Genomic DNA, 21,095 nt, shown 5'->3' with positions numbered 1-21,095 from the left:
CCCACTCAGCGGGAGCGGGCTCCTGCGACCGCACGGGGACTGCAACCTTTCCCGTGTCCCCACGGCCCGTACCCACGTACCCCGGTCCTCGCTCTTCCCTTCCCGATTCGGTTCCAGGAGGTCCCGATGCTCGATGCGGCGCAACGTGCCGAAGCCGCAGACCTGTTGTGGGCGGCACAGCGGGACCGCTCCCCGGTCTCCCCGCTGACCGACAGCTACCCCGGCATCGACGTGGTCGACGCCTACGAGATCCAACTGGCCAACATCCGCCGCCAACTCGCCGACGGCGCCACGGTGCGCGGTCACAAGGTCGGGCTCTCCTCGGAGGTCATGCAGCAGATGATGGGGGTGGACGAACCGGACTACGGCCATCTGCTCTCCGGCATGGTGCTGTCCGAGGACGTGCCGGTGGAGACCGGCGACTACTGCTACCCCCGGGTCGAGGTGGAGGTCGGGTTCCTGCTGGGCGCCGCCCTGCCCGGTGAGGGCTGTACGACGGCGGACGTACTCGCCGCCACGGAGTACGTCGTACCGAGCATCGAGCTGATCGACAGCCGGATCAAGGACTGGCGGATCGGACTCCCGGACACGGTCGCCGACAACGCCTCCTCCGCCGGGGTGGTGCTCGGCGCCGCGCGGGTCCGGCCGTCGGACCTGGACCTCGCCGACATACCCGCCGTACTGCACCGCCGCGGCCAGGAGGCCGCCCGCGGCAACACCGGCGCGGTCCTGGGCGACCCCACCACCGCCGTCGCCTGGCTGGCCCGCAAGGTCGCCGCGTTCGGCGTGCGGCTGGAGGCCGGTCACCTCGTCCTGCCCGGTTCGTGCACCCGGGCGGTCGACGTCCGCCCCGGGGACGACTTCCATGCCGAGTTCGGCGGACTCGGCTCCGTGTCCGTCATCTTCCAGTGAGGCGAGAGCAGTGACCAAGGCCAGTGCAGCCATTGTCGGTTCCGGGAACATCGGCACCGATCTGATGTACAAGTTGCTCCGCTCGGACGCCATCGAGCCCCGCTGGATGATCGGCGTCGACGCGGACAGCCCCGGACTGAAACGTGCGGCCGACCACGGCCTGACCACCGGCTCCACGGGGGTCGGCCCGCTGCTGGAACAGGACGAACTCCCCGACATCGTCTTCGAGGCGACCTCCGCCCACGTCCACCGGGCCAACGCCCCGCGCTACGCCGAACTGGGCATCCAGGCCGTCGATCTGACGCCCGCGGCCATCGGTCCGGCCGTGGTGCCGGCCGTCAACCAGGGCGAGCACCTGGAGGCCCCGAACGTCAGCCTCATCACCTGCGGGGGCCAGGCGACCATCCCGATCGTGCACGCCGTGTCCCGGGTGACCGAGGTGGCGTACGCCGAGATCGTGGCGAGCGTCGCGTCGCCGTCGGCGGGGCCGGGCACCCGGCAGAACATCGACGAGTTCACCCACGCCACCAGCCGGGGCATCGAGCGGATCGGCGGCGCCCGCAAGGGCAAAGCCATCATCATCCTCAACCCGGCCGAACCGCCCATGCTCATGCGGGACACGGTGTTCTGCTCGCTCCCGGCCGACGCGGACCGCTCGGCCGTCTCCGCCTCCGTCCACCGGATGGTGGCCGACGTGGCCGCGTACGTCCCCGGCTACCGGCTGCGCGCCGAGCCGCAGTTCGACGATCCCGGCCCCGGCAGCGGCGGGTTCGCCCGTGTCGCGGTCTTCCTGGAGGTCGAGGGCGCCGGTGACTTCCTGCCGCCGTACTCCGGGAACCTCGACATCATGACCGCCGCCGCCACCAGGGTCGGCGAGGGCTTCGCCCGGCAGATCACCACGGGCCGGGCCTGACCGGCCCCGGGCCCCCACCTCTTCGAGGGAGACACCTTCACATGCCCTACAGCGCAGACCTCGACATCCGGGTCACCGACTCCTCGCTGCGGGACGGCTCGCACGCCAAGCAGCACCAGTTCACCGTCGAGCACGTCCGCTCGATCGTGGCGGCTCTCGACGACGCGGGAGTGCCCGTCATCGAGGTCACCCACGGCGACGGACTCGGCGGATCGTCCTTCAACTACGGCTTCAGCCACACCCCCGAGCAGGAACTGATCAAGGCCGCGGTGGAGACCGCCACCCGGGCCCGGATCGCCTTCCTCATGCTGCCCGGACTGGGCGTACAGGACGACATCCGGAGCGCGGCCGACAACGGCGCGGCCATCTGCCGCATCGCCACCCACTGCACCGAGGCGGACATCTCCGTCCAGCACTTCGGACTGGCCCGCGAACTCGGCCTGGAGACCGTGGGTTTCCTGATGATGTCGCACAGCAGTCCGCCGGAGGCCCTGGCGACGCAGGCCCGCATCATGGCCGACGCGGGCTGCCAGTGCGTCTACATCGTGGACTCGGCCGGGGCACTGGTGCTGGAGCAGACCAGTGACCGGGTGGCGGCCCTGGTCGCCGAGCTCGGCGCGGACGCCCAGGTGGGATTCCACGGACACGAGAACCTCGGGCTGGGAGTGGCCAACTCCGTACTCGCCGTACGGGCCGGCGCCCTCCAGATCGACGGCTCGACCCGGCGGTTCGGGGCCGGTGCGGGCAACACCCCGGTCGAGGCCTTCGCGGCCGTCGCGGAGAAGCTCGGCATCCGGACCGGCATCGACACCCTGAAGATCATCGACGCGGCGGAGGACGTGGTCCGTCCCGTGATGGACGGCGAGTGCCTGCTCGACCGGCTCTCCCTGACCATGGGCTACGCGGGGGTGTACTCCAGCTTCCTCAAGCACGCGGACCGGCAGGCCCGGCGCTACGGGGTGTCCGGCGCGGAGATCCTCATCGAGGCCGGACGGCGCGAACTCGTCGGCGGCCAGGAGGACCAGCTGATCGAGATCGCCGTCGGTCTGGCGGCGAAGAACAAGGCAGCCGTCGGCGCCTGAGCAGTCCCCCCGGTCCGACAGGGCCGCAGCGCAGCAGAGGAATTGAGGAAGAGATGGCCGACACCGCACTCGACAGGATCATGGCCAGGGCGGACGAGCTCCGCGAACTCGGCCCGCGCAACGAGGCCCGGGGCAGGCTCACCGACCGGACGGCCGAACTGCTCCGCGAGGCCGGAACCATGCGGATGCTCCAGCCGAAGACGCACGGAGGCCTGGAGGCACACCCGCGTGAGTTCGCCGAGACCGTGATGGCGGTCGCCGCACTGGACGGCGCCACCGGCTGGGTCAGCGGCGTGGTGGGGGTGCACCCGTGGGAGATGGCCTTCGCCGACCCGAAGGTCCAGGAGGAGGTCTGGGGCGAGGACCAGGACACCTGGATCGCCTCCCCGTACGCCCCGATGGGTGTGGCCAGGCCGGTCGACGGCGGCTATCTCTTCAGCGGGCACTGGCAGTTCTCCTCCGGGACCGACCACTGCCGGTGGATCTTTCTGGGCGGCTTCCTGGGGGACGCCGACGGCACCCCCGTATCGCCCCCGCAGTCGCTGCACCTGATCCTGCCCCGCTCCGACTACGAGATCATCGAGGACTCGTGGGACGTCGTCGGGCTGCGCGGCACCGGCAGCAAGGACGTCGTCGTCACGGACGCGTTCGTCCCCGACCACCGGGTCATCCCGTACAACAAGGTGGTCGACGGCACCGCCGCCAAGGAAGCGGGCCTGACCAACCCCGCCTACCATCTGCCGTTCTCCTGCGCCTTCCCGCTGGGCATCACCTCCGCGGTCATCGGCATCGCCGAGGGCGCACTCGCCCACCACGTGGAGTACCAGCGCCACCGCACCACGGTGACCGGCACCAGGATCAAGGACGACCCGCACGCCCTGTACGCGCTCAGCGAGGCCACCGCCGAGATCGGCGCGGCCCGCACCGCCCTGCTCGACAACGTCTCCCGGATGTACGACACCGTCGAGGCCGGACGGGAAGTGACCTTCGGGGACCGGGCGGCGGGCCGGCGCATCCAGGTCGGGGCGGCCTGGCGAGCGGTCCGTGCGATGGACGAGATCGTCGCCCGCTCCGGGGGCAACGCCATGCGCATGGACAACCCCTTGCAGCGCTTCTGGCGCGACGCGCACACCGGCCTCGCGCACGCCATCCACGTACCCGGTTCGGTGTTCCACGCCTCGGCGCTCACCGACCTGGGCATCGAGCCGCCGCAGGGGCCGATGCGCTCGATGATCTGACACCCGTGCCCCGGGCCCGCAAGGGCCCGCACCGGGCCGGCCCGACCCGCCCGGACCCGTTCCGACCTGACGATGGAGCCGACGACAGATGGCTGAGATCCGCGCACTGGGATACCTCGTGGTCCGCACCCGACACCTCGACCGCTGGCGTGAACTGGCCGTCGACGCACTCGGGTTCGCCGAGGGGAAGGGGCCCGACCCCGAAGGGCTGTACCTGCGCATGGACGAGCGCAGGGCCCGGCTGACCCTGCTCCCCGGCGACAGCGACCGGGTGGAGGCCGTGGGCTGGGAGGTGCGCGACCAGTTCGCACTCGCCCGGGTACGGCACGCCGTCGAGGCCTCCGGCACAGCGGTGAAGGAGCTCTCCCCGGACCGGACGTCGGAGCGGGGTGTGGAGGAGGCCATTGCCTTCACCGACCCCGGGGGCACCCCGCTCGAAGTCTTCTACGCGCCGGTACTCGACCACAGCCCCCTGCTCACGGGCGCGGGCCAGCGGTTCGTCACGGGGGGCGCCGGCATGGGACATGTCGTACTGCCCACGACCCGGATGGACGAGACGGTCACCTTCTACACCGAGGTCCTGGACTTCCTGCCGCGCGGCGCGATGCGGCTCGGCGGCCCGGTCACCGACCCGCCGCGCCGGGTGCGTTTCCTGGGCGTCAACGAGCGCCACCACAGCCTGGCGGTCGTTCCCGCGCCGCACGGCGAAGCGCCCGGCCTGGTGCACCTGATGGTCGAGGCGGACAGCCTCGACGCCGTCGGGATCGCCCTCGACCGGGTGCATCAGCACGGCTTCCCGCTGTCCTCGACCCTCGGCCGGCACACCAACGACAAGATGGTGTCCTTCTACGTCCGGGCGCCCGGCGGCTGGGACGTCGAGTACGGCAGTGAGGGGATGCTCGTCGACGAGACCCACTACACGGCCGAGGAGATCACCGCCGACAGCTACTGGGGCCACGACTGGTCCGGCACCCAGCCGCTGGCCGCCTTCGCCCCGCTGCCCGCGGGAGAGGAGCGCTGACCCGAAGGCCCCTACGACGCCGTGTGCCTGTGCCGTGCGCGAGGTGACGGCGTATCGGCACGGGGCCGGTGTGCTCGTGACCGGCTGATGCCGCTCACCCAGGACGGCCGGGACGGTGAAGAAGTCCCGGCCGTCCTGAATCCGAGGAACGGGGAAGCCAGTGCCCAGAGTTGCGGAGAACCGCCCGGCGGCGGAGCCCAGCTCGCCGGACCAGCGGGCCCGGCGGCTGCGTCTGCTGGAGGCGGCTGCCCAGCTGGCCGCCGTGAACGGACTGGAGCGGGTCCAGATGCACGAGGTGGCCCGGCAGGCCCGCGTCGCCATCGGGACCCTCTACCGGTATTTCCCGTCCAAGACGCACTTGTTCGTCGGAGTGATGGCCGATCAGGTGGGACGCCTCGGCGACACCTTCGCCCAGCGGCGGCCCGTCGCCGGACTGCCGTCCCACGAGGCCGCGTTCGGTGTCCTCCAGCAGGCCAGCCGTGCACTGCTGCGCCGCCCCGAGCTGGCCAACGCGATGCTCACCTCGGCCACCAACGCCGATGCCGGGAAGGTGCCCGGGGTGGCCGCGATCGACAGCGGCATCCGTGCCGTCATCCTGGACGTGATCGGTCTGGAACATCCCACCCCCGAGGACCTGACCCGCGTCCGGCTGCTGCTCCAACTCTGGTACGGAGTACTTCAGTCGGGCCTGCAGGGGCGGATCTCGATGCCGGAGGTGGAGTCGGATCTACGGCTGGGCTGCCGGATGCTGCTCGCCGGGATGTCGCCTCCCGCGCCCGCGCCGTGATTCTCCGGATTCCCCGCCCGCCGGCGGGGAATCCGGAGAGGTCTCAGTTCGCGGCGCTCTGCACACCGGTGGTGTCGAGGTCGGCCACGCTGTATGCCGCGTACGACTGGTAAGGACTGCGGCCCTTGAAGTACGGGGTCAGTTGCTGGTCCAGTTCGTCGGGGGTGAACGCCGGGCCCGTGGTGCGGAACTGCCGCTCCACCTGGGGTGCGGCCATCAGCGCCACCATGTCGCCGTAGACCACGAAGACCTGGCCGTTGATCTCCGCCGCCGCAGGTGACGCCAGGTAGCCGACGAACGTGCCGATCCGCTCCGGGGCCAGGATGTCCAGCTCACCCGCGCCGTCGGCCGCCTCGCCGAAGACGTGCTCGGTCATGCCGGTACGGGCCCGCGGGCAGATGGCGTTGGCCCGCACGCCGTACCGGCTCAGCCCCTGGGCGGTGGAGAGGGTCAGCGCGACGATGCCGGCTTTGGCGGCCGAGTAGTTGGGCTGGCCCGCGGCGCCGAACAGGAACGCTTCCGACGAGGTGTTGACGACCCGTCCGTAGACCGGACCCCCGGTGGTCTTGCTGAGGGCGCGCCAGTGGACGGCGGCGGCCCGTGAGACCGACGCGTGTCCCTTCAGGTGGACACGGATGACGTCGTCCCAGGCGGTCTCGGTCAGGTTGAAGAGCATCATGTCGCGCAGTACGCCTGCGTTGTTGACGAGGATGTCCAGGCTGCCGTACCGGGTGACTGCCTTCTCCACCAGCCGTTCGCCCAGTGACCAGTCACCCACGTCGCCGACGACGGCCGTGGCCTGTCCGCCCCCGCTGATGATCTCGTCGACCACGGCCTGGGCGGCGGGGCCCACGTCGTTGACGACGACCCTGGCCCCGGCCGCGGCCAGGGCCAGCGCCTCGGCGCGGCCGACGCCCGCACCAGCGCCGGTGACGACGGCCGTCCGGCCGTCCAGGCTGACTGCTTCATGCATGGCTTCGCTCCTCGTTGCACGACGGTCCCGGCACGGGGGACCCGGACACCTACCAAGCTAGTATGAATTCTAATTCTGCGACAGGGGGTGGCGGGACGCCACGCTCAGCGGTCCAGGGTCGTGGCACCTTCCACGGTCCTGGACTCCGGTCCGTGCGCCCGCGCTCCGTCCTGCACGGCGAGATAGCGCGCGGGGAACTCGCCGCCCCCGTGGACCGCCAGATCCGCGCCGTTCACGTACGACGCCAGGCCGCTCGCGAGGTAGAGGCACGCACCCGCCACGTCCCCGGGGGCGGCCATCCGGCTCATCGGGATCGTCCTGGCCACGGCCGCTCCGCCGTCGTCTCCGTAGACGGCCGCCGCGTTCTCGGTGCGGATCAGTCCGGTGGTGATGTGGTTGACCCGGACCCGGGGCGCCCACTCCAGGGCCAGGGCGCGGGTCAGGCCCAGCAGTCCGGCCTTGGCCGCGGAGTACGCGGCCGTGCCCGGCTGCGGGTCGTGCCCCGAGACGCTGCCGATGTTGATGACCGAACCGCCGCTCTCCTGCGGCTGCATGACCCGGTTGGCGGCCTGCGCCGTGTAGAAGGGGGCCAGCAGGTTGAGGGCGACGATCTTCTCGACGAACCGCGGCGAGACCGTGGCGGCGTCGGCGTCGGGCGAGCCGCCCGCGTTGTTGACGAGCACGTCCAGTCGGCCGAAGCTAGCCGCCGCATGCTCGACGAGACCGCTCGCCGCGGCGGGATCGCGGACATCGGCGGCGAGGAAGTGCGCGGTCCGGCCGCCCGCCGTGGGCAGGGCGAGGGGCTCGCCGCGACCGCAGACCAGGACGTCCGCCCCGGCTCCGAGGAACGCCTCGGCGATGGCGAAGCCGATGCCCTTGGTGCCTCCCGTGACGACGACCGCCCGTCCGGTGAAGTCCACCGGATTGCTGATGCTCATGCGTTGCCTTCCGTGGCGTCCGGGTCCGGACGCCACGGAAGGCGGCCGGGTGTCGAGCAAACCTACCAAGCGTTTGGTAGGTGGACTAGAGTGCGCTGAATGCGGAAGTGCAATGAATTCCGATGTATGCGTGGATGAGCCGATGAGTGGATGAGGAGTCCCCATGACCCAGGACGGCCCGGTCCGTACCGTTCCCCGTGTTCTCGCCGCCACGGCGCAGCGACACCCCGACACGGAGGCGCTGGTCGACGGCGCGGTCCGGCTGACGTACCGCGAACTCGCCGCGCAGGTACGGCGGGCCACGGCGGCGGCCATGGCGTCCGGCATCGCCCCGGGCGACCGGGTGGCGATCTGGGCGCCCAACGGGCACCGGTGGGTGGTGGCCGCCCTCGGCGCGCTCGGCGCGGGCGCCGTGCTGGTACCCGTCAACACCCGCTACAAGGGGGAGGAGGCCGCCTGGCTGCTGGCCAGGAGCAAGGCCCGGACGCTCTTCGTGGACAACGGGTTCCTCGGCCACGACTACCTGGACATGCTGCGGGACAGTGGCGCGTCCGCCCCCGGAACGCCGGCCGCCGGACGCCCGGTCCCCGCGCTGCCGGACCTGCTCGACGTCGTACTCATCGGCGGCGCCGAGGTCACCGGCGCGCGGACCTGGCCGGAGTTCCTCGCCGCGGGCGGGGACATTCCCGACGCGGCGGCCGACCGCCGCGCCGCCGAGGTCGGTGAGGAGGACGTCTGCGACATGTTCTTCACCTCGGGCACCACCGGCCGGCCCAAGGGCGCACTCACCGCGCACGGGCAGAACATCCGCGCCTACCAGGCGTGGAGCGAACGGGCCGGACTGCGCCACGGCGACCGCTATCTCATCGTCAACCCGCTGTTCCACACCTTCGGTTACAAGGCGGGGGTGCTCGCCTGTCTGCTCAGGGCGGCCACCATGGTCCTCCAGCCGGTGTTCGAGGTCCGGGAGACGCTGCGGCTGGTGAGCGAGGAGCAGGTGAGCGTGCTGCCGGGCCCGCCCGCCGTCTACACGTCGATCCTCGACCACCCCGACCGGCACGCCTACGACATCACGTCGCTGCGCCTCGCGGTGACCGGCGCCGCCGTGGTCCCGGTCGCACTCGTCGAGCGCATGCGGGACGAACTGCACCTGACCGTACTGACCGCGTACGGCCTCACCGAGGCCTGCGGCATGGTCTCCATGTGTACGGTCGCCGACGACACCCGGACCGTCGCCACGACCTCCGGCCGCGCCGTGGACGGCGTCGCACTCCAGGTCGTCGACCCGGCGGGAGCACCGCTCGGGCCGGGCGGGACCGGTGAGATCGTGGTGGGCGGGTACAACGTGATGCGCGGCTACTTCGAGGACCCGGCGGCCACCGCCGAGGCCGTCGACGCCCAGGGCCGGCTGCACACCGGAGACGTCGGGCACCTCGACGCGCACGGCAACCTGACGATCACCGACCGGCTCAAGGACATGTTCCTGGTCGGCGGGTTCAACGTGTACCCCGCCGAGATCGAGCAACTCCTCACCAGGCACCGGCAGATCTCCGAGGCCGCGGTCGTCGGGATACCGGACCCCCGGCTGGGCGAGGTGGGCCGGGCCTATGTCACCGCCCGGCCGGGGGAGCGCCCCGACCCCGGCGAGGTGATCGCCTTCTGCCGGGGGCGGCTGGCCAACTTCAAGGTGCCGCGCGACGTGGTGGTCGTGGACCGGCTGCCGCGCAACGCGGTCGGCAAGGTGCTCAAGAGCGCGCTCGACCGGAGCTGACCGGATCCGGGGGCAGGGCGCGCGCGGGATCGGGTGCGGGGGCCGGGTTCGGGGCTCGCGTCCGGACGGTGTGCGGACCCCTGGGGTGCGGGTGTGGGCCCGGCGCCGCCGGCCTGGGTATCCTCGGGCCGGTCGGACCATGACAGGTGGAGGAACGGTGCCCAGAGTCGCAGCGGGCAGAGCCGCGGTCGAACCGAGCTCGGTCGAGCAGCGGGCCCGGCACATCCGGATCCTGGACGCCGCGGAGGAACTCGCCACCGAGAAGGACCTCGACCGTGTCCAGATGCACGAGGTGGCCAAGCGGGCCGGGGTGGCGATCGGGACGCTCTACCGCTACTTCCCCTCCAAGATCCACCTGTTCGTCGGTGTGATGGCGCACCAGGTGGACCGGATGAGCGAAGGCATCGCCAGGCGTCCGCGCGGCAAGGCCGACGCCGCGGAACGCGTCTTCGACGTACTGGTCCGTGCCAACCGGTCGCTGCTGAGCAAGCCGGCCCTGGCGAAGGCCATGATCCAGTCCTCGAACGCGGCCAACGCCGCCGTCGTGACGGACGTCGCGCGGATCGACGCGACCTTCCGTGACGTGCTGCTGGCCGCGGCCGGGGTGGACCGGCCCACCGCCGACGACCTCGCGGTCGTCCGCCTGCTGCTCCAGGTGTGGTTCGGCATCCTGCAGTCCAGCCTGAACGGCCGCATCTCCATGCCGGATGCCGAGGCGGATCTGCGGCTCGCCTGCACCCTGCTGCTCCGGGGCGTGTCACCCGGCGGCCACGCATCCGGCTGACCCGGCGTTCCCCCGCTCCTGGAATTCCGTGGCCCTGGCATGCCTGCAATGCATTAACTAGATTGAATTCTAGTTATGTTCTGCACGTCGAGTGTTCCTGAATAACCGATCTGACCCCGTTTTGCACCTCGTGTTGCCGGGATATCGGTCCATTCTCTTGACCGCTTGATGGGTCGCTGGTGAAATCAATTACAGGCCAGCCGGACGTTCGATTCCGGCTCACCGAGACGTCACGGTTCCGATGAACCGGCCTCGGCCTGGCCGTATCTCACTCCTCCTCATGCGCAAGGCCGGGAGTCTCACCATGAATCAGATACCTATGCCGACGGGCGAGGCCGAACGGCCTCCGCTCTCCCGCGGACGTTCCGTCCTTCTGCTCCTCGTGATTGTTCTGCTGGTCGAGATCGTCCCGCTCACCTACACGCTGGTGACACCGGCGCTGACGCAGATCGCCGAGGAATTCAGTACCACCCAGGTCGCCTGGGTGATCACTCTCACCACGCTGGTGGGCGCCGCCGCGACACCGGTCGTGGGCAAGCTCGGCGACGTCCACGGCAAGAAGCGGGTGTTGCTGGCCGTCGCGGTGGTCTTCGTGGCCGGCTCGCTGCTCGCCGCGCTCGCCCCGGACTTCCCCCTGCTGCTCACGGGCCGGGCGCTCCAGGGGATCGGGCTGCCGGTCATGGTGCTCGCGTACGGGCTGGTGCGGGACATCTTCCGGCCCAAGCTCGTCGCGGTGGCGCTGGGCCTCGTCTCCACCGGTATGGGAATCAGCGCGGTCATCGGCCCGGTGGTCGGCGGATATCTCATCGACCACTTCGGCTACACCGGCCTCTTCTGGTTCCAGGTCGTCCATGCGCTGATCGCCCTGACCCTGGTGGCCGTGCTGCTGCCGGAGAGCGCTCTGCGTGCCCGCGCCCGGCTCGACTGGGCGGGCGCGGGACTGCTGTCGCTCGGCGCCACCGTGCTGCTGCTCGGGCTGAGCGAGTCCAAGGACTGGGGATTCACCTCCGGCCGGACCCTGGTGTGCGTGATCGGCGGTGTCGTCGTCCTGGCCGTCTGGCTGACCCACGAACGCCGCCTGCCGGAGCCGCTGATCGACCTCGCACTGCTGAAGCAACGACCGGTGGCGATGGCCCTGACGGCCAGCGCCGTCGTACAGATCGCCTTCGTCGGACAGTCGATGCTCGTCCCGATGCTGGTGATGATGCCCGAGTCCGCGGGTCTCGGGTACGGATTCGGCTCCAGCGCGCTCGGGGTGGCGCGTTTCATGCTGCCGCTCGGCATCGTGGCCATGATCTCGGGTCCCCTGGCGGGCCACGCGTCCAGGCGGTTCGGTGCCCGGCCCGCCCTGATGTTCGGCGGTGTCGCGGTGGCCGGGGGAGCGGTACTGCTGGCCCTGCGGCACGACACCGTTCCCCAGATGATGATCGCGATGGTCGTCTTCGGGATCGGCCTGGGCACTTCCTCGTCCGCGCTGCCCAACCTGCTGGTGCAGCACGTGCCGGCCCAGGTGCAGGGCATCGCGGGCGGCATGCTCAATCTGACCGGTTCCCTCGGCAGCGCCTTCGGTACGCAGATGCTCGTGGTCATACTCGCGGCGCCGGGCGTCGTGACGGCCGGGAGGAGCACGATGTACCCCGAATCCGGTTTCGTCGCCGCCTTCCTGACGATGGCCGCGGTGGGTCTGTGTGCCGCGATCGCGGCCACCTTCGCCGGTCCACGGGAAGGCGCGGGGGCGGCCGTGCGGAGCGTCCCCGCGGGCCAGGCCGTGCACTGACCGGCAGCGCGGACCGGAACGCACAGCGGTGTGCCGGGAGGGAATCGCTTCCCTCCCGGCACACCGCCGCGTCTTCTGGAAGGTCAGGTCCCGGACTCGAAACCCGACGCGAGCAGCCGGGGCGACTCGGGGCGCCCGTCCAGCACGCGGTTGGTCCGGTACGTCACCAGCCACCCGGCCGAACTCCTGTGCAGCCGCCAGTGGTTGGCGGTCGCCCGGTGGACCGTGAAGCCGCTCTCGCCGTGCACGACCATCAGCGAATGGCAGACCGCCACCGCCTCGTCACCGGTCACCGCCACCCGGGGCGGCCCCACGACATGCGCGCAGCCGCCGGAGATCCACTGTCCGTGCCGTTCGGAACCCACCATCGCGGCGATCTCGGCGCGGCCCGTCATCAGCCACCCCTCGACGTCGTACACGCCGTCCGGCTCCCAGAGGGCGGCCACCGAATCGGCCTCCGCGCTGTCGGCCAGCGGCCCGTACGAGGCGATCAGCCGGGTGATCTCCCGTTCGTCCTCCAACTGCGCGAGGCGTTCCTCGACGGCGGCGAGGCGCCGCGCGCTCCCGTCCGCGCCCTGCGTACCGGCTGCGCCGTCCCGGCCAGGCGCACCGGTGTCGTCGTTCCCGTGCATCACTGTCATCTCGGCCTCCCGGCTGTCAGTCGGTCTTCCCGGCCAGCGCCCACAGTGCTTCGAGCTGTTCGCAGTAGTGGGTGGCCGAGCGCGCGTCGATGGCGGTGCTCACCACGGTGGCCCCGGCCTCCCGTACCCGCCGCAGGGCACGTCCGGTGGCCTCCGGGTCCCCGGAGGGGTCGGTCCGCCCCGCGGAGAGCACCACGTCGAAGTTCTCGGGGAGTTCCGCGGCGGCCAGCATCTCGGCCAGCCGGTCCACCGGCAGCCCGAAGGGCACCCACCCGTCGCCGTACTCCACGGCCCGGCGCAGCGACCGGGCGGTGCGCCCGCCGATCCACAACGGCACCTGGGGCTGGACGGCGTGCGGGTCGACGACGAAGCCCTCGAAGTCGTAGAACGCGCCGTGGTATTCGGGTTCGCGCCGGGACAGCGAAGCGCGCAGCGCGGCGAGCGCGTCGTCGGCGCGCGCCCCGCGCCCCTCGAACGGGGCGTCCAGCAGGGCGAATTCCTCCGCCAGACTGCCGACACCGAGGCCGAGTACGAGCCTGCCGCCGCTGACCCGGTCGAGCGTGCCGTACCGCTTGGCGATCTCCAGCGGGTGGTGGTAGCCGAGGACGAGGACCTGGGTGGCCAGCCGGATCCGCTCGGTGTGCGCGGCGAGATGGCCGAGGGTCGCGAGCGGATCCCAGTAGGTGCCGCCCCGTTGCTCGGCGACATCGGCCGGGACGGCGACATGTTCGCTGCAGGTGAGGTGATGGAAACCGAGCCCGTCGGCGGTGCGTGCGATCCGGGCGAGTTCCTCGATGCCGGCGGAGCGTTCCCACTCCGCGTGCGCGCCGGGGACCCGGGTCACGACGGGGCTGACAATACCGATGCGCATCGGCGCACCTTTCGTTACGGAGATGACTTACGGAGAAGGCTTACGGAGAAGGCTTGTTCGGGAGGTCCGCGGAGCGGAGGTACGAGCGCCGCCGCAGCGGGGCGGGTTCAGGTACGGCGGAGCAGCCGCTTCGACGCCTCGTGCGCCCCCGCCACCAGGGCGGCCCGGTCCGGGCCGCCGCGCTGCGCGGCGGTCGCCTCGTTGCCGCCCGCGATCCGCACCGGCCCCTCGTGGAGATGGTCGAGCCCTTCCCGCGCCACGTCCTCGGGGTCGGCGACCCGCAGCCCCGGAAGGTCGAAGTCCAGTCCGGCACGGACCATGGCGGGGGTCCGGGTGACGCCGAGCACCAGCTCCAGCACCTGGACGTCGTACTCCCTGAGTTCCAGCCACAGCCCTTCCGCGAAGATCCTTCCGAACGCCTTCGCGGCGGAGTAGATGCTCATGTGCGCCTGGCCCATGTACCCGGCGAGCGAACCGACGAGCAGGATGCCACCCCGGCGCCGCTCCTTCATCAGGGCGCCGAAATGGTGGGTGAGCCGGAGCTGCGCGGTGATGTTCAGGTCGATGACGCCCTGTACCCCGTCGAGGTCGCCGGTGACGAACTCGTGGCCGTAACTGTTGGCGCCCGCGTTGAAGACCAGCAGCCCGACCTCAAGTCCGTCGGTGACCGCGCGGACCGCTCCGAGTGCGTCCGGGGCGAGGAGGTCGAGTTCCAGCGTGCGGACCTCGACGCCCTTCGCGCGTACCTGCTCCGCGGTGTCATGGAGCGGTCCGGGCTTCCTGGCGATCAGCACCAGGTTGAGACCGGCGTCGGCCAACTGGTGGGCGAAGGCGGATCCCACCCCCTCGGATCCGCCCGCGACGACCGCCCACGGTCCGTACGTGCCCCTGTCGATCACGGAGTGCTCCTCTCGCCGTCTGCCTGGTCGTCCGCGTCGTTCTCTGCTGCGTCTTCCGTCCGCGGGTCCGGTACCTCGATGGCGCCGGTCAGCGCCGCCTGCCGGACGCTGTCACGCAGCGACCGGCAGGTCTCGAGCCGCCCGGCGTCCGTCGCGGCGGCCGGCCGCTCCGCGCACGCGGACATGGCGGCGCCGTCCCACTGGATGCTGGTCTGGTGCCAACTGCTCTTGCGGACCAGCACGGTGGCCTCGCACCGCAGGCACGCCACCGGTCGCATGGGCGCGTCCAGCAGGCGGTTGTCCCGCGGCGTCACCGCGACGGCCCACTTGCGGCGCCCTCGGACGCCTGGCGGGCGAGGTTGTCCTCGACCTCCTTGCGCCACGCCTCGACGGGGCGCTCCGTGTCGAGTTCGAACTCGTACCGCTCCACCATCTCCGGCCGGACATCGGCGACGTCCACGTAGAACTGCTCGTACCAGCGGCGCAGTTGGTAGACCGGGCCGTCCTCCTCGCAGAGCAGCGGGTTGTCGATGCGGGTCTTGTTCTGCCAGATGGCCACGTCCTGCTCGAAGCCGATCCTGATGAAGTCGGCCATCTTCGCCGCCATTTCGTCCGCGGCGTCGCCTTCGAGCGCGTCGCTGCGCTCCACCATCACGCCGTACTGGAGCACGAAGGAGTTCTCGTCCACCGGGTAGTGGCAGTTGATCAGGACGGAGTTCAGGTCCATCCGGTCGTAGTGGTAGGTCAGTTCGTCGATCATGAACGACGGCCCGTGGTAGGCGGCCACCGAGGTGTTCCCGAGGAGCTTCGGCTCGTCGCCGGTCGCGGCGGGGCGCCGGTCCTCGCGGCCGACACCCTTCTGGAACTGGCTCGCCACGTGCCCCTCGAAGACGTTCTTGAAGTACGTCGGGAAGGAGAAGTGCACATAGAAGAAGTGCGCCATGTCCACCACGTTGTCGATCACTTCGCGGCAGTTGCTCCTGACCGTGATCTCGCTCCAGAGCCAGTCGGTCCAGTCGTCCCTGCTCGCTCCCGCCATACGGGGGATCGTCACGTCCGGCGGCGGCGGATTGCCCTCGGGATCGTTCCAGAGGAACAGCAGACCGTCCTGCTCCATGGTGATCCAGGCGGCCGTGCGCGCCCTGAGCGGGACCCGGCGGCTGTACGGGATCTGCCGGCAGCGTCCGTCGCCTCCCCACCGCCAGTCGTGGAAGGGGCAGGCCAGCGCATCGCCCTTGACGGTGCCCTGCGACAGGTCACCGCCCATGTGCCGGCAGTAGGCATCCAGAACGTTCAGCGAGCCGTCACCGCTCCGGAAGACGACCAGCTTCTGCCCGAAGGCGTGGATCGCGTGCGGCGAACCGTCCTTGAACCTCGCGGCCGTGCCCAGACAGTGCCAGCCACGGGCGAAGCGGGCCGGGGCCGCCGCTGCCTCGATACTGCGGACGCCGTCGTTCTGAGACTCCACTGCGGTCATGCTCACCCATCCCTTGAGAGCCCGGATTCCTCCTCCCGAAACGTAGGCGCCGGTGACGCGCGGCAACCGCCGAGTCCCACTGACCGGAACCGCCCGGGGCGCCGGGCGGTGACACGGCGCACCATCGATCCCGGCAGTTCCGACACACCTGGGAGGACACATGGCGAGCAACGGCGTTCTGGAGTCGGTCCGCCCGCTGCTCCCCGCCATCGCGGAGCGCGCGGGAGCGACGGACGAGAACCGGGTGGTGCCCGGTGAGAGCGTGCGCGAACTGCGTGCGGCCGGATTCTTCCGGATGCTCCAGCCGAAGCGGTACGGCGGGGCCGAGAGCGACCCCGTGCACTTCTACGAGGTGGTCAGGGAGGTCTCCGGCGCCTGCGCCTCGACCGGCTGGGTGGCCTCCGTGCTCGGTGTGCACGCCTGGCAGCTGGGGTTGTTCCCCGAGCGCGCCCAGGACGAGGTGTGGGGGCCCGGCCCGGACACGCTGATCTCGTCGTCGTACGCCCCCGTCGGCCGGCTCACCCCGGTGGACGGCGGGTACGAGCTCAGTGGCCGCTGGAGTTTCTCCTCGGGCTGCGACCACGCCTCGTGGGCGCTGCTGGGCGCGCTGCTGGTGGGCGCCGAGGGCAAGCCGGTCGACTTCATGACGGTCCTGGTGCCACGGGAGGACTACCGCATCCTGGACGTCTGGGACGTGATCGGGCTGCGTGGCACCGGCAGCAACGACATCGCCGCCGACCGGGTCTTCGTCCCCGCGCACCGGACCCTGCGCAACTACGAGCACTCCAGGCTGCGCGGGCCGGGGCAGCGGGTGAACCCGGGACCGCTCTACCGGATGCCGTTCGGGGCCGTCTTCACCTCGGCGATCACCGCACCCGTCGTCGGCGCCGTGGCCGGGTGCTACCGGTCCTACGTCGACGCCATGCGGGAGCGGTCCCGGCGGAGCCTGGGCGGCGGGCGGTTCGCCGACGACGGATTCGCCCAGGTCGCGGTGGGGCGCGCCGCCTCCGAGATCGATGCCGCCGTCCTCCAGACGGACCGCAACATCGGTGAGCTGTACGCCTGTGCCACGAACGGCGGTGAGATCCCCATGGAACTGCGGCTGCGGACCCGCCGCGACCAGGTGCGCGGCACCGAACGGGCGCTGGAGGCCGTCGACATCCTCTTCAAGACCGCAGGGGGGAACTCCCTGCGGCGGGGGAACCCCGTCGAGCGCGCCTGGCGGGACGCGCACGCCGGGAGCGTGCACGTGGCGAACGACGTGGAGCGCACCCTGGCCATGTACGGCCGGGGCGCGTTCGGTCTCACCGTCGAGGACAACCTGCTCTGAACCAGTACCGGGGCCTGCGCGAAGCCGGCCGCGCCGCTCGCGCGTGAAGGCCCCGGTGCCCGGCTCAGCGCGAGGCGTTTGGCCGGTGTTGCGAGAACAGGGCGTCGGCGAACCTCTCGGCGTCACCCCACGAGGCGGCGATGGAACCGCGGTGGTCCGCACCCGGATACACCCGGTAACTGACGTCGCGTGACGTCTTGCGCAGACTCTTCACCAGGTCGTCGGTGGTGGACCTCGCGACGAGCTGGTCGTCCGCGCCCTGCGCCACGAACGTGGGCACCCGCAGTTTCAGCCCGCCCGTCTCCTGCTTCTTCAAGTAGTCGGTGAGCGGCGCGACATCGGCGTCCGGCTTGAAGACGTCCTCGGGCGGGATCGTCGCCGCCACCTCACGCACGCTCTCCAGACAGCCGGTACGGGCGGCGGTGATCAGCGGCAGGGCCTTCTTGGTCAGCAGGTCCTCGGGGACGACCGCCGGATCCGCCGCCGCCGCGCCGAGCAGCAGCGGGGGCAGGAAGGCCACGGAGGCCTGGGCGCCGGGACCGCCGGCACGGATGTACGGCACGGTCTGGCTCACTTCCCACCCACCGGGGGCGATGGCGACGGCGCCGACCAGCTGCACGTCCTTGCCGGTGGAAGCGGCGGCGGCCGAGAACAGCGCCGCGTGACCGCCCTGGCTGTGCCCCACCGCGAGCCAGCGACGGCCCACCCGCGGGTCGACCCTGCGGGCCGCCCTGACCAAGTCCACGACCGTGTTCGCCGCGCTGCGGCCGTTCAGATAGGGATGGTCGCCCGGGGTTCCCAGGCCCTCGTAGTCGGTCCGTACGACCGCGTAGCCGTGTGTCACCCACTGGTCGAGGGTCTGGACCTGCTGGGCGAGCTGTTCGTGCTCCGGGCCGTCCGGGGTGTCGGCCGACGGGGCACAGATGTCGGCCAGTCCCGTGGTGCCGTGCGCCCAGCTGATGACCGGCCAGCCGCCCGGCGGCGGTGGTGTCTTCGGCAGGGACACCGTGCCGGACACCACGATCCGGCGTCCCTGGCTGTCCTCCGACAGATAGGTCACCGTGCGGTTCTCGGCCGCGCTCGGCAGCGCCGCCACTCCGGTCAGTGTCCGTTCGGTGAGCAGCGAGCCGCGCTGACCGGGGAGGGTTCCGGCGGCCGTGTCCGAGACCGGGGCCGGGGCATGCGGTTCGTGGGCCTGCGCCGCGAGCGGGGTGAGTCCCGCGAGGACGACGGTCGCGACCGCGGTGACGACCGTGATCCGGCCGCCCGGCGGCCTGAGAGCTGATCCCATGTGTCTCTCCTGATACGAGGGGCCGACTGATCCGGCGAGGCCCGTTGCCCGTCCCGGGGGCGGGAACCGGCCGGAATTCCTTGCGAAAGCCAGCCAACCGCTCCCCGGGCGGTGCCGGGGCGCCGGTCCCACTGAGCGGTCACGGCGCGGGGCATACGTCGCGCCGGTTCGGGATCTCCTCTCCCGGTGAGCGGGAGGGAGCCCGCGCGGGGTGCGGCCCGCCCGCTAGCGTCCGGCCGTCGGCCGCCCGTCCTGCTTGCGCGGCCCGCCCGGCCGGACCCCACCGGCACCCTTCACCGGCCGGCACTGCCACCGAGGAGAACCCATGACACGTCATGTCGCCGTCACCGGCGCCGCTTCCGGTATCGGCCACGCGCTGGCCGCCCTGCTCACCGCGCGCGGTGACGAGGTGATCGGCGTCGACCTGGCCGACGCCGAGGTCTGCGCGGACCTCTCCACGCCCGACGGCCGCGCGAGCGCCGTCGGCGGAGTCCTGGAACGCTGCGACGGCGTCCTCGACGCGCTCATCACCTGCGCCGGGGTGGCGGCGCCCGGACGGCTGATGATCAGCGTCAACTACTTCGGGACCACCGAGCTAGTGACGGCCCTGCGCCCGGCCCTCGCCGCGGCCGACCGGCCCCGGGTCGGCGTGGTCGGCTCCATCTCCGGTACACAGCAGGGCGATCCGCGGATCGTGGCCGCCTGCCTGTCCGGTGACGAGTCCCTTGCCACGGCGCGGGCGGAGGAGGCGGTCGCCCGGGGCGACGCGCGGCAGCTCTACCCCTCGTCCAAGGCGGCGCTCGCCCAGTGGCTCCGGCGCACCTGCGTCTCACCGGGCTGGGCCGACGCCGGGATCCCGCTCAACGCGGTGGCCCCCGGCGTGGTCCTGACGCCCATGTCCGCGGAACTCGTCGCCGACGAGCGGATGCGTGAAGTGATGCGGGAAGCCGTCCCCATGCCGCTGAACGGATACGCGGACCCCGAAACCGTGGCACACGCCCTGGCCTGGCTGACCGCGCCGGAGAACTCCCACATCACCGGTCAGGTGGTGTACGTCGACGGCGGCGCCGAGGCCACGCTCCGCGGACCGGAGCAGTTCTGACACCCGGGGAGCATGTCTGACGCCCCGACAGAAACGGGCGACCTTCCCTTGTACTGAACGAGAATTGATTCTAGTTTTGTGGTGGCCGCCGCTGTGTCGCGGCCACCACTGCGAGGAGGACCCATGCCTGAGGCCGTCATCGTCGAAGCCGTACGCACCCCGGTCGGACGCCGCCGGGGCGTCCTGTCGGGGCTGCACCCCGCGGAACTGCTCGGCGCGGTGCAGCAGGAGGTCGTGGCACGCGCGGGCGTCGCCCCGGACCAGGTGGGCCAGGTGATAGGCGGCTGCGTCACGCAGGCGGGGGAGCAGTCCAACAACGTCACCCGCACCGCGTGGCTGCACAGCGGCCTGCCGTACACCACCGCCTGCACCACCGTCGACTGCGCCTGTGGCTCGTCCCAGCAGGCCGTCCACCTGATCGCCGGGCTGATCGCGTCCGGCGCCGTCGACATCGGCATCGGCTGCGGTGTCGAAGCCATGAGCCGGGTGTTCCTCGGCCAGGCCAGTACGCCGGAAACGGGATCACCCGTACCGGAGAGCTGGGCACTCGACCTGCCCGATCAGTTCACCGCGGCCGAACGGATCGCCCGCAACCGCGGGATCACCCGCCAGGACGTCGACGCCTTCGGTCTGGCCTCCCAGCGCAAGGCCGCCGAGGCCTGGGCGGCGGGCCGGTTCGACAGCCAGATCGTTCCCGTACGGGCCCCTGTCCTGGAGTCCGGGGAGCCGACCGGCCGGACCGCCGTCGTCACCCGGGACCAGGGGCTGCGGGAGACCACCGCGGAGGGGCTGGCCGGGCTGCGTCCCGTAGTGCCCGACGGCATCCACACCGCGGGCAACTCCTCGCAGATCAGCGACGGGGCGGCTGCTGTACTGCTGATGAGCGCAGAACGGGCCAGGGAACTCGGGCTGCGCCCGCGCGCCCGGATCGTCGCCTCCGGCATGGTCGGCGCGGACCCGTACTACCACCTCGACGGGCCCGTCGCGGCCACCGAACACGTACTGCGCCGGGCGGGGATGAAACTCTCCGACATCGATCTGGTCGAGATCAACGAGGCGTTCGCCTCCGTGGTCCTGTCCTGGGCGCGGGTCCACCGGGCCGACATGGACCGGGTCAACGTCAACGGCGGCGCCATCGCGCTGGGACACGCCGTGGGCTCCACCGGTGCCCGGCTGCTCACCCAGGCCCTGCACGAACTCGAACGGTCCGACAAGTCGACCGCTCTCGTCACCATGTGCGCCGGCGGTGCCCACGCCACGGGCACCATCATCGAACGGATCTGAACCA

The 21,095-nt window shown here is 71.3% G+C and carries 20 protein-coding genes; 12 read left to right on the top strand and 8 right to left on the bottom strand.

The window, feature by feature from the left end; all coding sequences use genetic code 11:
* Positions 1 to 126 precede the first annotated feature (126 nt).
* The 6 genes from NBY69_RS10055 to NBY69_RS10030 all read left to right on the top strand — a co-directional run bounded on the left by NBY69_RS10055 (position 127) and on the right by NBY69_RS10030 (position 5,953).
* Positions 127 to 912, top strand: coding sequence for a 2-keto-4-pentenoate hydratase (locus tag NBY69_RS10055; protein WP_250300124.1), 786 nt, complete (start codon positions 127 to 129; stop codon positions 910 to 912).
* Positions 866 to 1,825: an acetaldehyde dehydrogenase (acetylating) gene (locus NBY69_RS10050; protein ID WP_374211250.1), complete on the top strand. Its 960-nt coding sequence runs from the start codon at positions 866 to 868 to the stop codon at positions 1,823 to 1,825. The genes NBY69_RS10055 and NBY69_RS10050 overlap by 47 nt, the downstream gene beginning before the upstream one ends.
* A gap of 41 nt (positions 1,826 to 1,866) precedes the next feature.
* Complete coding sequence (gene dmpG / locus NBY69_RS10045) at positions 1,867 to 2,907, top strand: 4-hydroxy-2-oxovalerate aldolase (RefSeq protein ID WP_250300120.1); 1,041 nt, start codon at positions 1,867 to 1,869, stop codon at positions 2,905 to 2,907.
* Positions 2,908 to 2,960: 53 nt separating this feature from the next.
* Positions 2,961 to 4,145: an acyl-CoA dehydrogenase family protein gene (locus NBY69_RS10040; protein WP_250300119.1), complete on the top strand. Its 1,185-nt coding sequence runs from the start codon at positions 2,961 to 2,963 to the stop codon at positions 4,143 to 4,145.
* A gap of 88 nt (positions 4,146 to 4,233) precedes the next feature.
* Positions 4,234 to 5,166 (top strand): VOC family protein, encoded by a 933-nt coding sequence (locus tag NBY69_RS10035; RefSeq protein WP_250300117.1) that lies wholly within the window; start codon positions 4,234 to 4,236, stop codon positions 5,164 to 5,166.
* A gap of 160 nt (positions 5,167 to 5,326) precedes the next feature.
* Entirely contained in the window at positions 5,327 to 5,953 is a 627-nt protein-coding gene (locus NBY69_RS10030) for a TetR family transcriptional regulator (protein ID WP_250300115.1), read from the top strand.
* Between the two features lie 43 nt (positions 5,954 to 5,996).
* Here NBY69_RS10030 and NBY69_RS10025 read toward each other — a convergent pair whose 3' ends face one another.
* Both NBY69_RS10025 and NBY69_RS10020 read right to left on the bottom strand, forming a co-directional pair.
* On the bottom strand, positions 5,997 to 6,926 hold the full coding sequence (locus NBY69_RS10025; protein ID WP_250300113.1) for a 3-oxoacyl-ACP reductase: 930 nt from the start codon (positions 6,924 to 6,926) through the stop codon (positions 5,997 to 5,999).
* A gap of 104 nt (positions 6,927 to 7,030) precedes the next feature.
* Positions 7,031 to 7,864 (bottom strand): SDR family oxidoreductase, encoded by an 834-nt coding sequence (locus NBY69_RS10020; RefSeq protein ID WP_250300110.1) that lies wholly within the window; start codon positions 7,862 to 7,864, stop codon positions 7,031 to 7,033.
* 163 nt (positions 7,865 to 8,027) lie between these two features.
* On the opposite strand from NBY69_RS10020, the gene NBY69_RS10015 reads away from it, so the two are divergent.
* The 3 genes from NBY69_RS10015 (at position 8,028) to NBY69_RS10005 (ending at position 12,196) form a co-directional block, all read left to right on the top strand.
* A complete protein-coding gene (locus tag NBY69_RS10015; protein WP_250300108.1) occupies positions 8,028 to 9,635 on the top strand; it encodes a FadD3 family acyl-CoA ligase in 1,608 nt (535 codons plus the stop codon).
* Between the two features lie 157 nt (positions 9,636 to 9,792).
* Positions 9,793 to 10,419, top strand: coding sequence for a TetR family transcriptional regulator (locus NBY69_RS10010; protein WP_250300105.1), 627 nt, complete (start codon positions 9,793 to 9,795; stop codon positions 10,417 to 10,419).
* Between the two features lie 304 nt (positions 10,420 to 10,723).
* Positions 10,724 to 12,196 (top strand): MFS transporter, encoded by a 1,473-nt coding sequence (locus NBY69_RS10005; protein ID WP_250300103.1) that lies wholly within the window; start codon positions 10,724 to 10,726, stop codon positions 12,194 to 12,196.
* An 83-nt stretch (positions 12,197 to 12,279) separates the two neighbouring features.
* Here the strand turns inward: NBY69_RS10005 and NBY69_RS10000 are convergent, their stop codons facing one another.
* The 5 genes from NBY69_RS10000 to NBY69_RS09980 all read right to left on the bottom strand — a co-directional run bounded on the left by NBY69_RS10000 (position 12,280) and on the right by NBY69_RS09980 (position 16,084).
* On the bottom strand, positions 12,280 to 12,837 hold the full coding sequence (locus tag NBY69_RS10000) for a nuclear transport factor 2 family protein (protein ID WP_250300100.1): 558 nt from the start codon (positions 12,835 to 12,837) through the stop codon (positions 12,280 to 12,282).
* A gap of 16 nt (positions 12,838 to 12,853) precedes the next feature.
* Entirely contained in the window at positions 12,854 to 13,708 is an 855-nt protein-coding gene (locus NBY69_RS09995) for an LLM class F420-dependent oxidoreductase (RefSeq protein ID WP_250300098.1), read from the bottom strand.
* A 107-nt stretch (positions 13,709 to 13,815) separates the two neighbouring features.
* A complete protein-coding gene (locus tag NBY69_RS09990; RefSeq protein ID WP_250300095.1) occupies positions 13,816 to 14,607 on the bottom strand; it encodes an SDR family oxidoreductase in 792 nt (263 codons plus the stop codon).
* Positions 14,604 to 14,885: a ferredoxin gene (locus NBY69_RS09985; protein WP_250300093.1), complete on the bottom strand. Its 282-nt coding sequence runs from the start codon at positions 14,883 to 14,885 to the stop codon at positions 14,604 to 14,606. Before NBY69_RS09985 ends, NBY69_RS09990 begins: the two co-directional genes overlap by 4 nt.
* Positions 14,886 to 14,917: 32 nt before the next feature.
* Positions 14,918 to 16,084 (bottom strand): Rieske 2Fe-2S domain-containing protein, encoded by a 1,167-nt coding sequence (locus tag NBY69_RS09980; protein ID WP_250300090.1) that lies wholly within the window; start codon positions 16,082 to 16,084, stop codon positions 14,918 to 14,920.
* 160 nt (positions 16,085 to 16,244) lie between these two features.
* Between NBY69_RS09980 and hsaA the strand changes: the two genes are divergently transcribed.
* The gene (gene hsaA, locus NBY69_RS09975; protein ID WP_250300088.1) at positions 16,245 to 17,414 is read left to right on the top strand and encodes a 3-hydroxy-9,10-secoandrosta-1,3,5(10)-triene-9,17-dione monooxygenase oxygenase subunit; all 1,170 of its coding nucleotides are present in this window, start codon (positions 16,245 to 16,247) and stop codon (positions 17,412 to 17,414) included.
* A 64-nt stretch (positions 17,415 to 17,478) separates the two neighbouring features.
* Here the strand turns inward: hsaA and NBY69_RS09970 are convergent, their stop codons facing one another.
* Positions 17,479 to 18,705, bottom strand: a complete 1,227-nt coding sequence (locus NBY69_RS09970) for a S9 family peptidase (RefSeq protein ID WP_250300087.1) — start codon at positions 18,703 to 18,705, stop codon at positions 17,479 to 17,481.
* 325 nt (positions 18,706 to 19,030) lie between these two features.
* On the opposite strand from NBY69_RS09970, the gene NBY69_RS09965 reads away from it, so the two are divergent.
* Both NBY69_RS09965 and NBY69_RS09960 read left to right on the top strand, forming a co-directional pair.
* Positions 19,031 to 19,807 carry an SDR family oxidoreductase gene (locus NBY69_RS09965; RefSeq protein ID WP_250300085.1) on the top strand — a complete coding sequence of 259 codons (777 nt, stop codon included), beginning with the start codon at positions 19,031 to 19,033 and terminating at the stop codon, positions 19,805 to 19,807.
* Positions 19,808 to 19,930: 123 nt separating this feature from the next.
* The gene (locus NBY69_RS09960; RefSeq protein ID WP_250300083.1) at positions 19,931 to 21,091 is read left to right on the top strand and encodes a steroid 3-ketoacyl-CoA thiolase; all 1,161 of its coding nucleotides are present in this window, start codon (positions 19,931 to 19,933) and stop codon (positions 21,089 to 21,091) included.
* The last annotated feature ends 4 nt before the right edge of the window (positions 21,092 to 21,095 follow it).

Source organism: Streptomyces sp. A 4/2 (assembly GCF_940670765.1).
GTDB lineage: Bacteria > Actinomycetota > Actinomycetes > Streptomycetales > Streptomycetaceae > Streptomyces.
The sequence above is the reverse complement of the archived record's forward strand: the minus strand, read 5'-3'. Positions and strand labels throughout refer to the sequence as shown.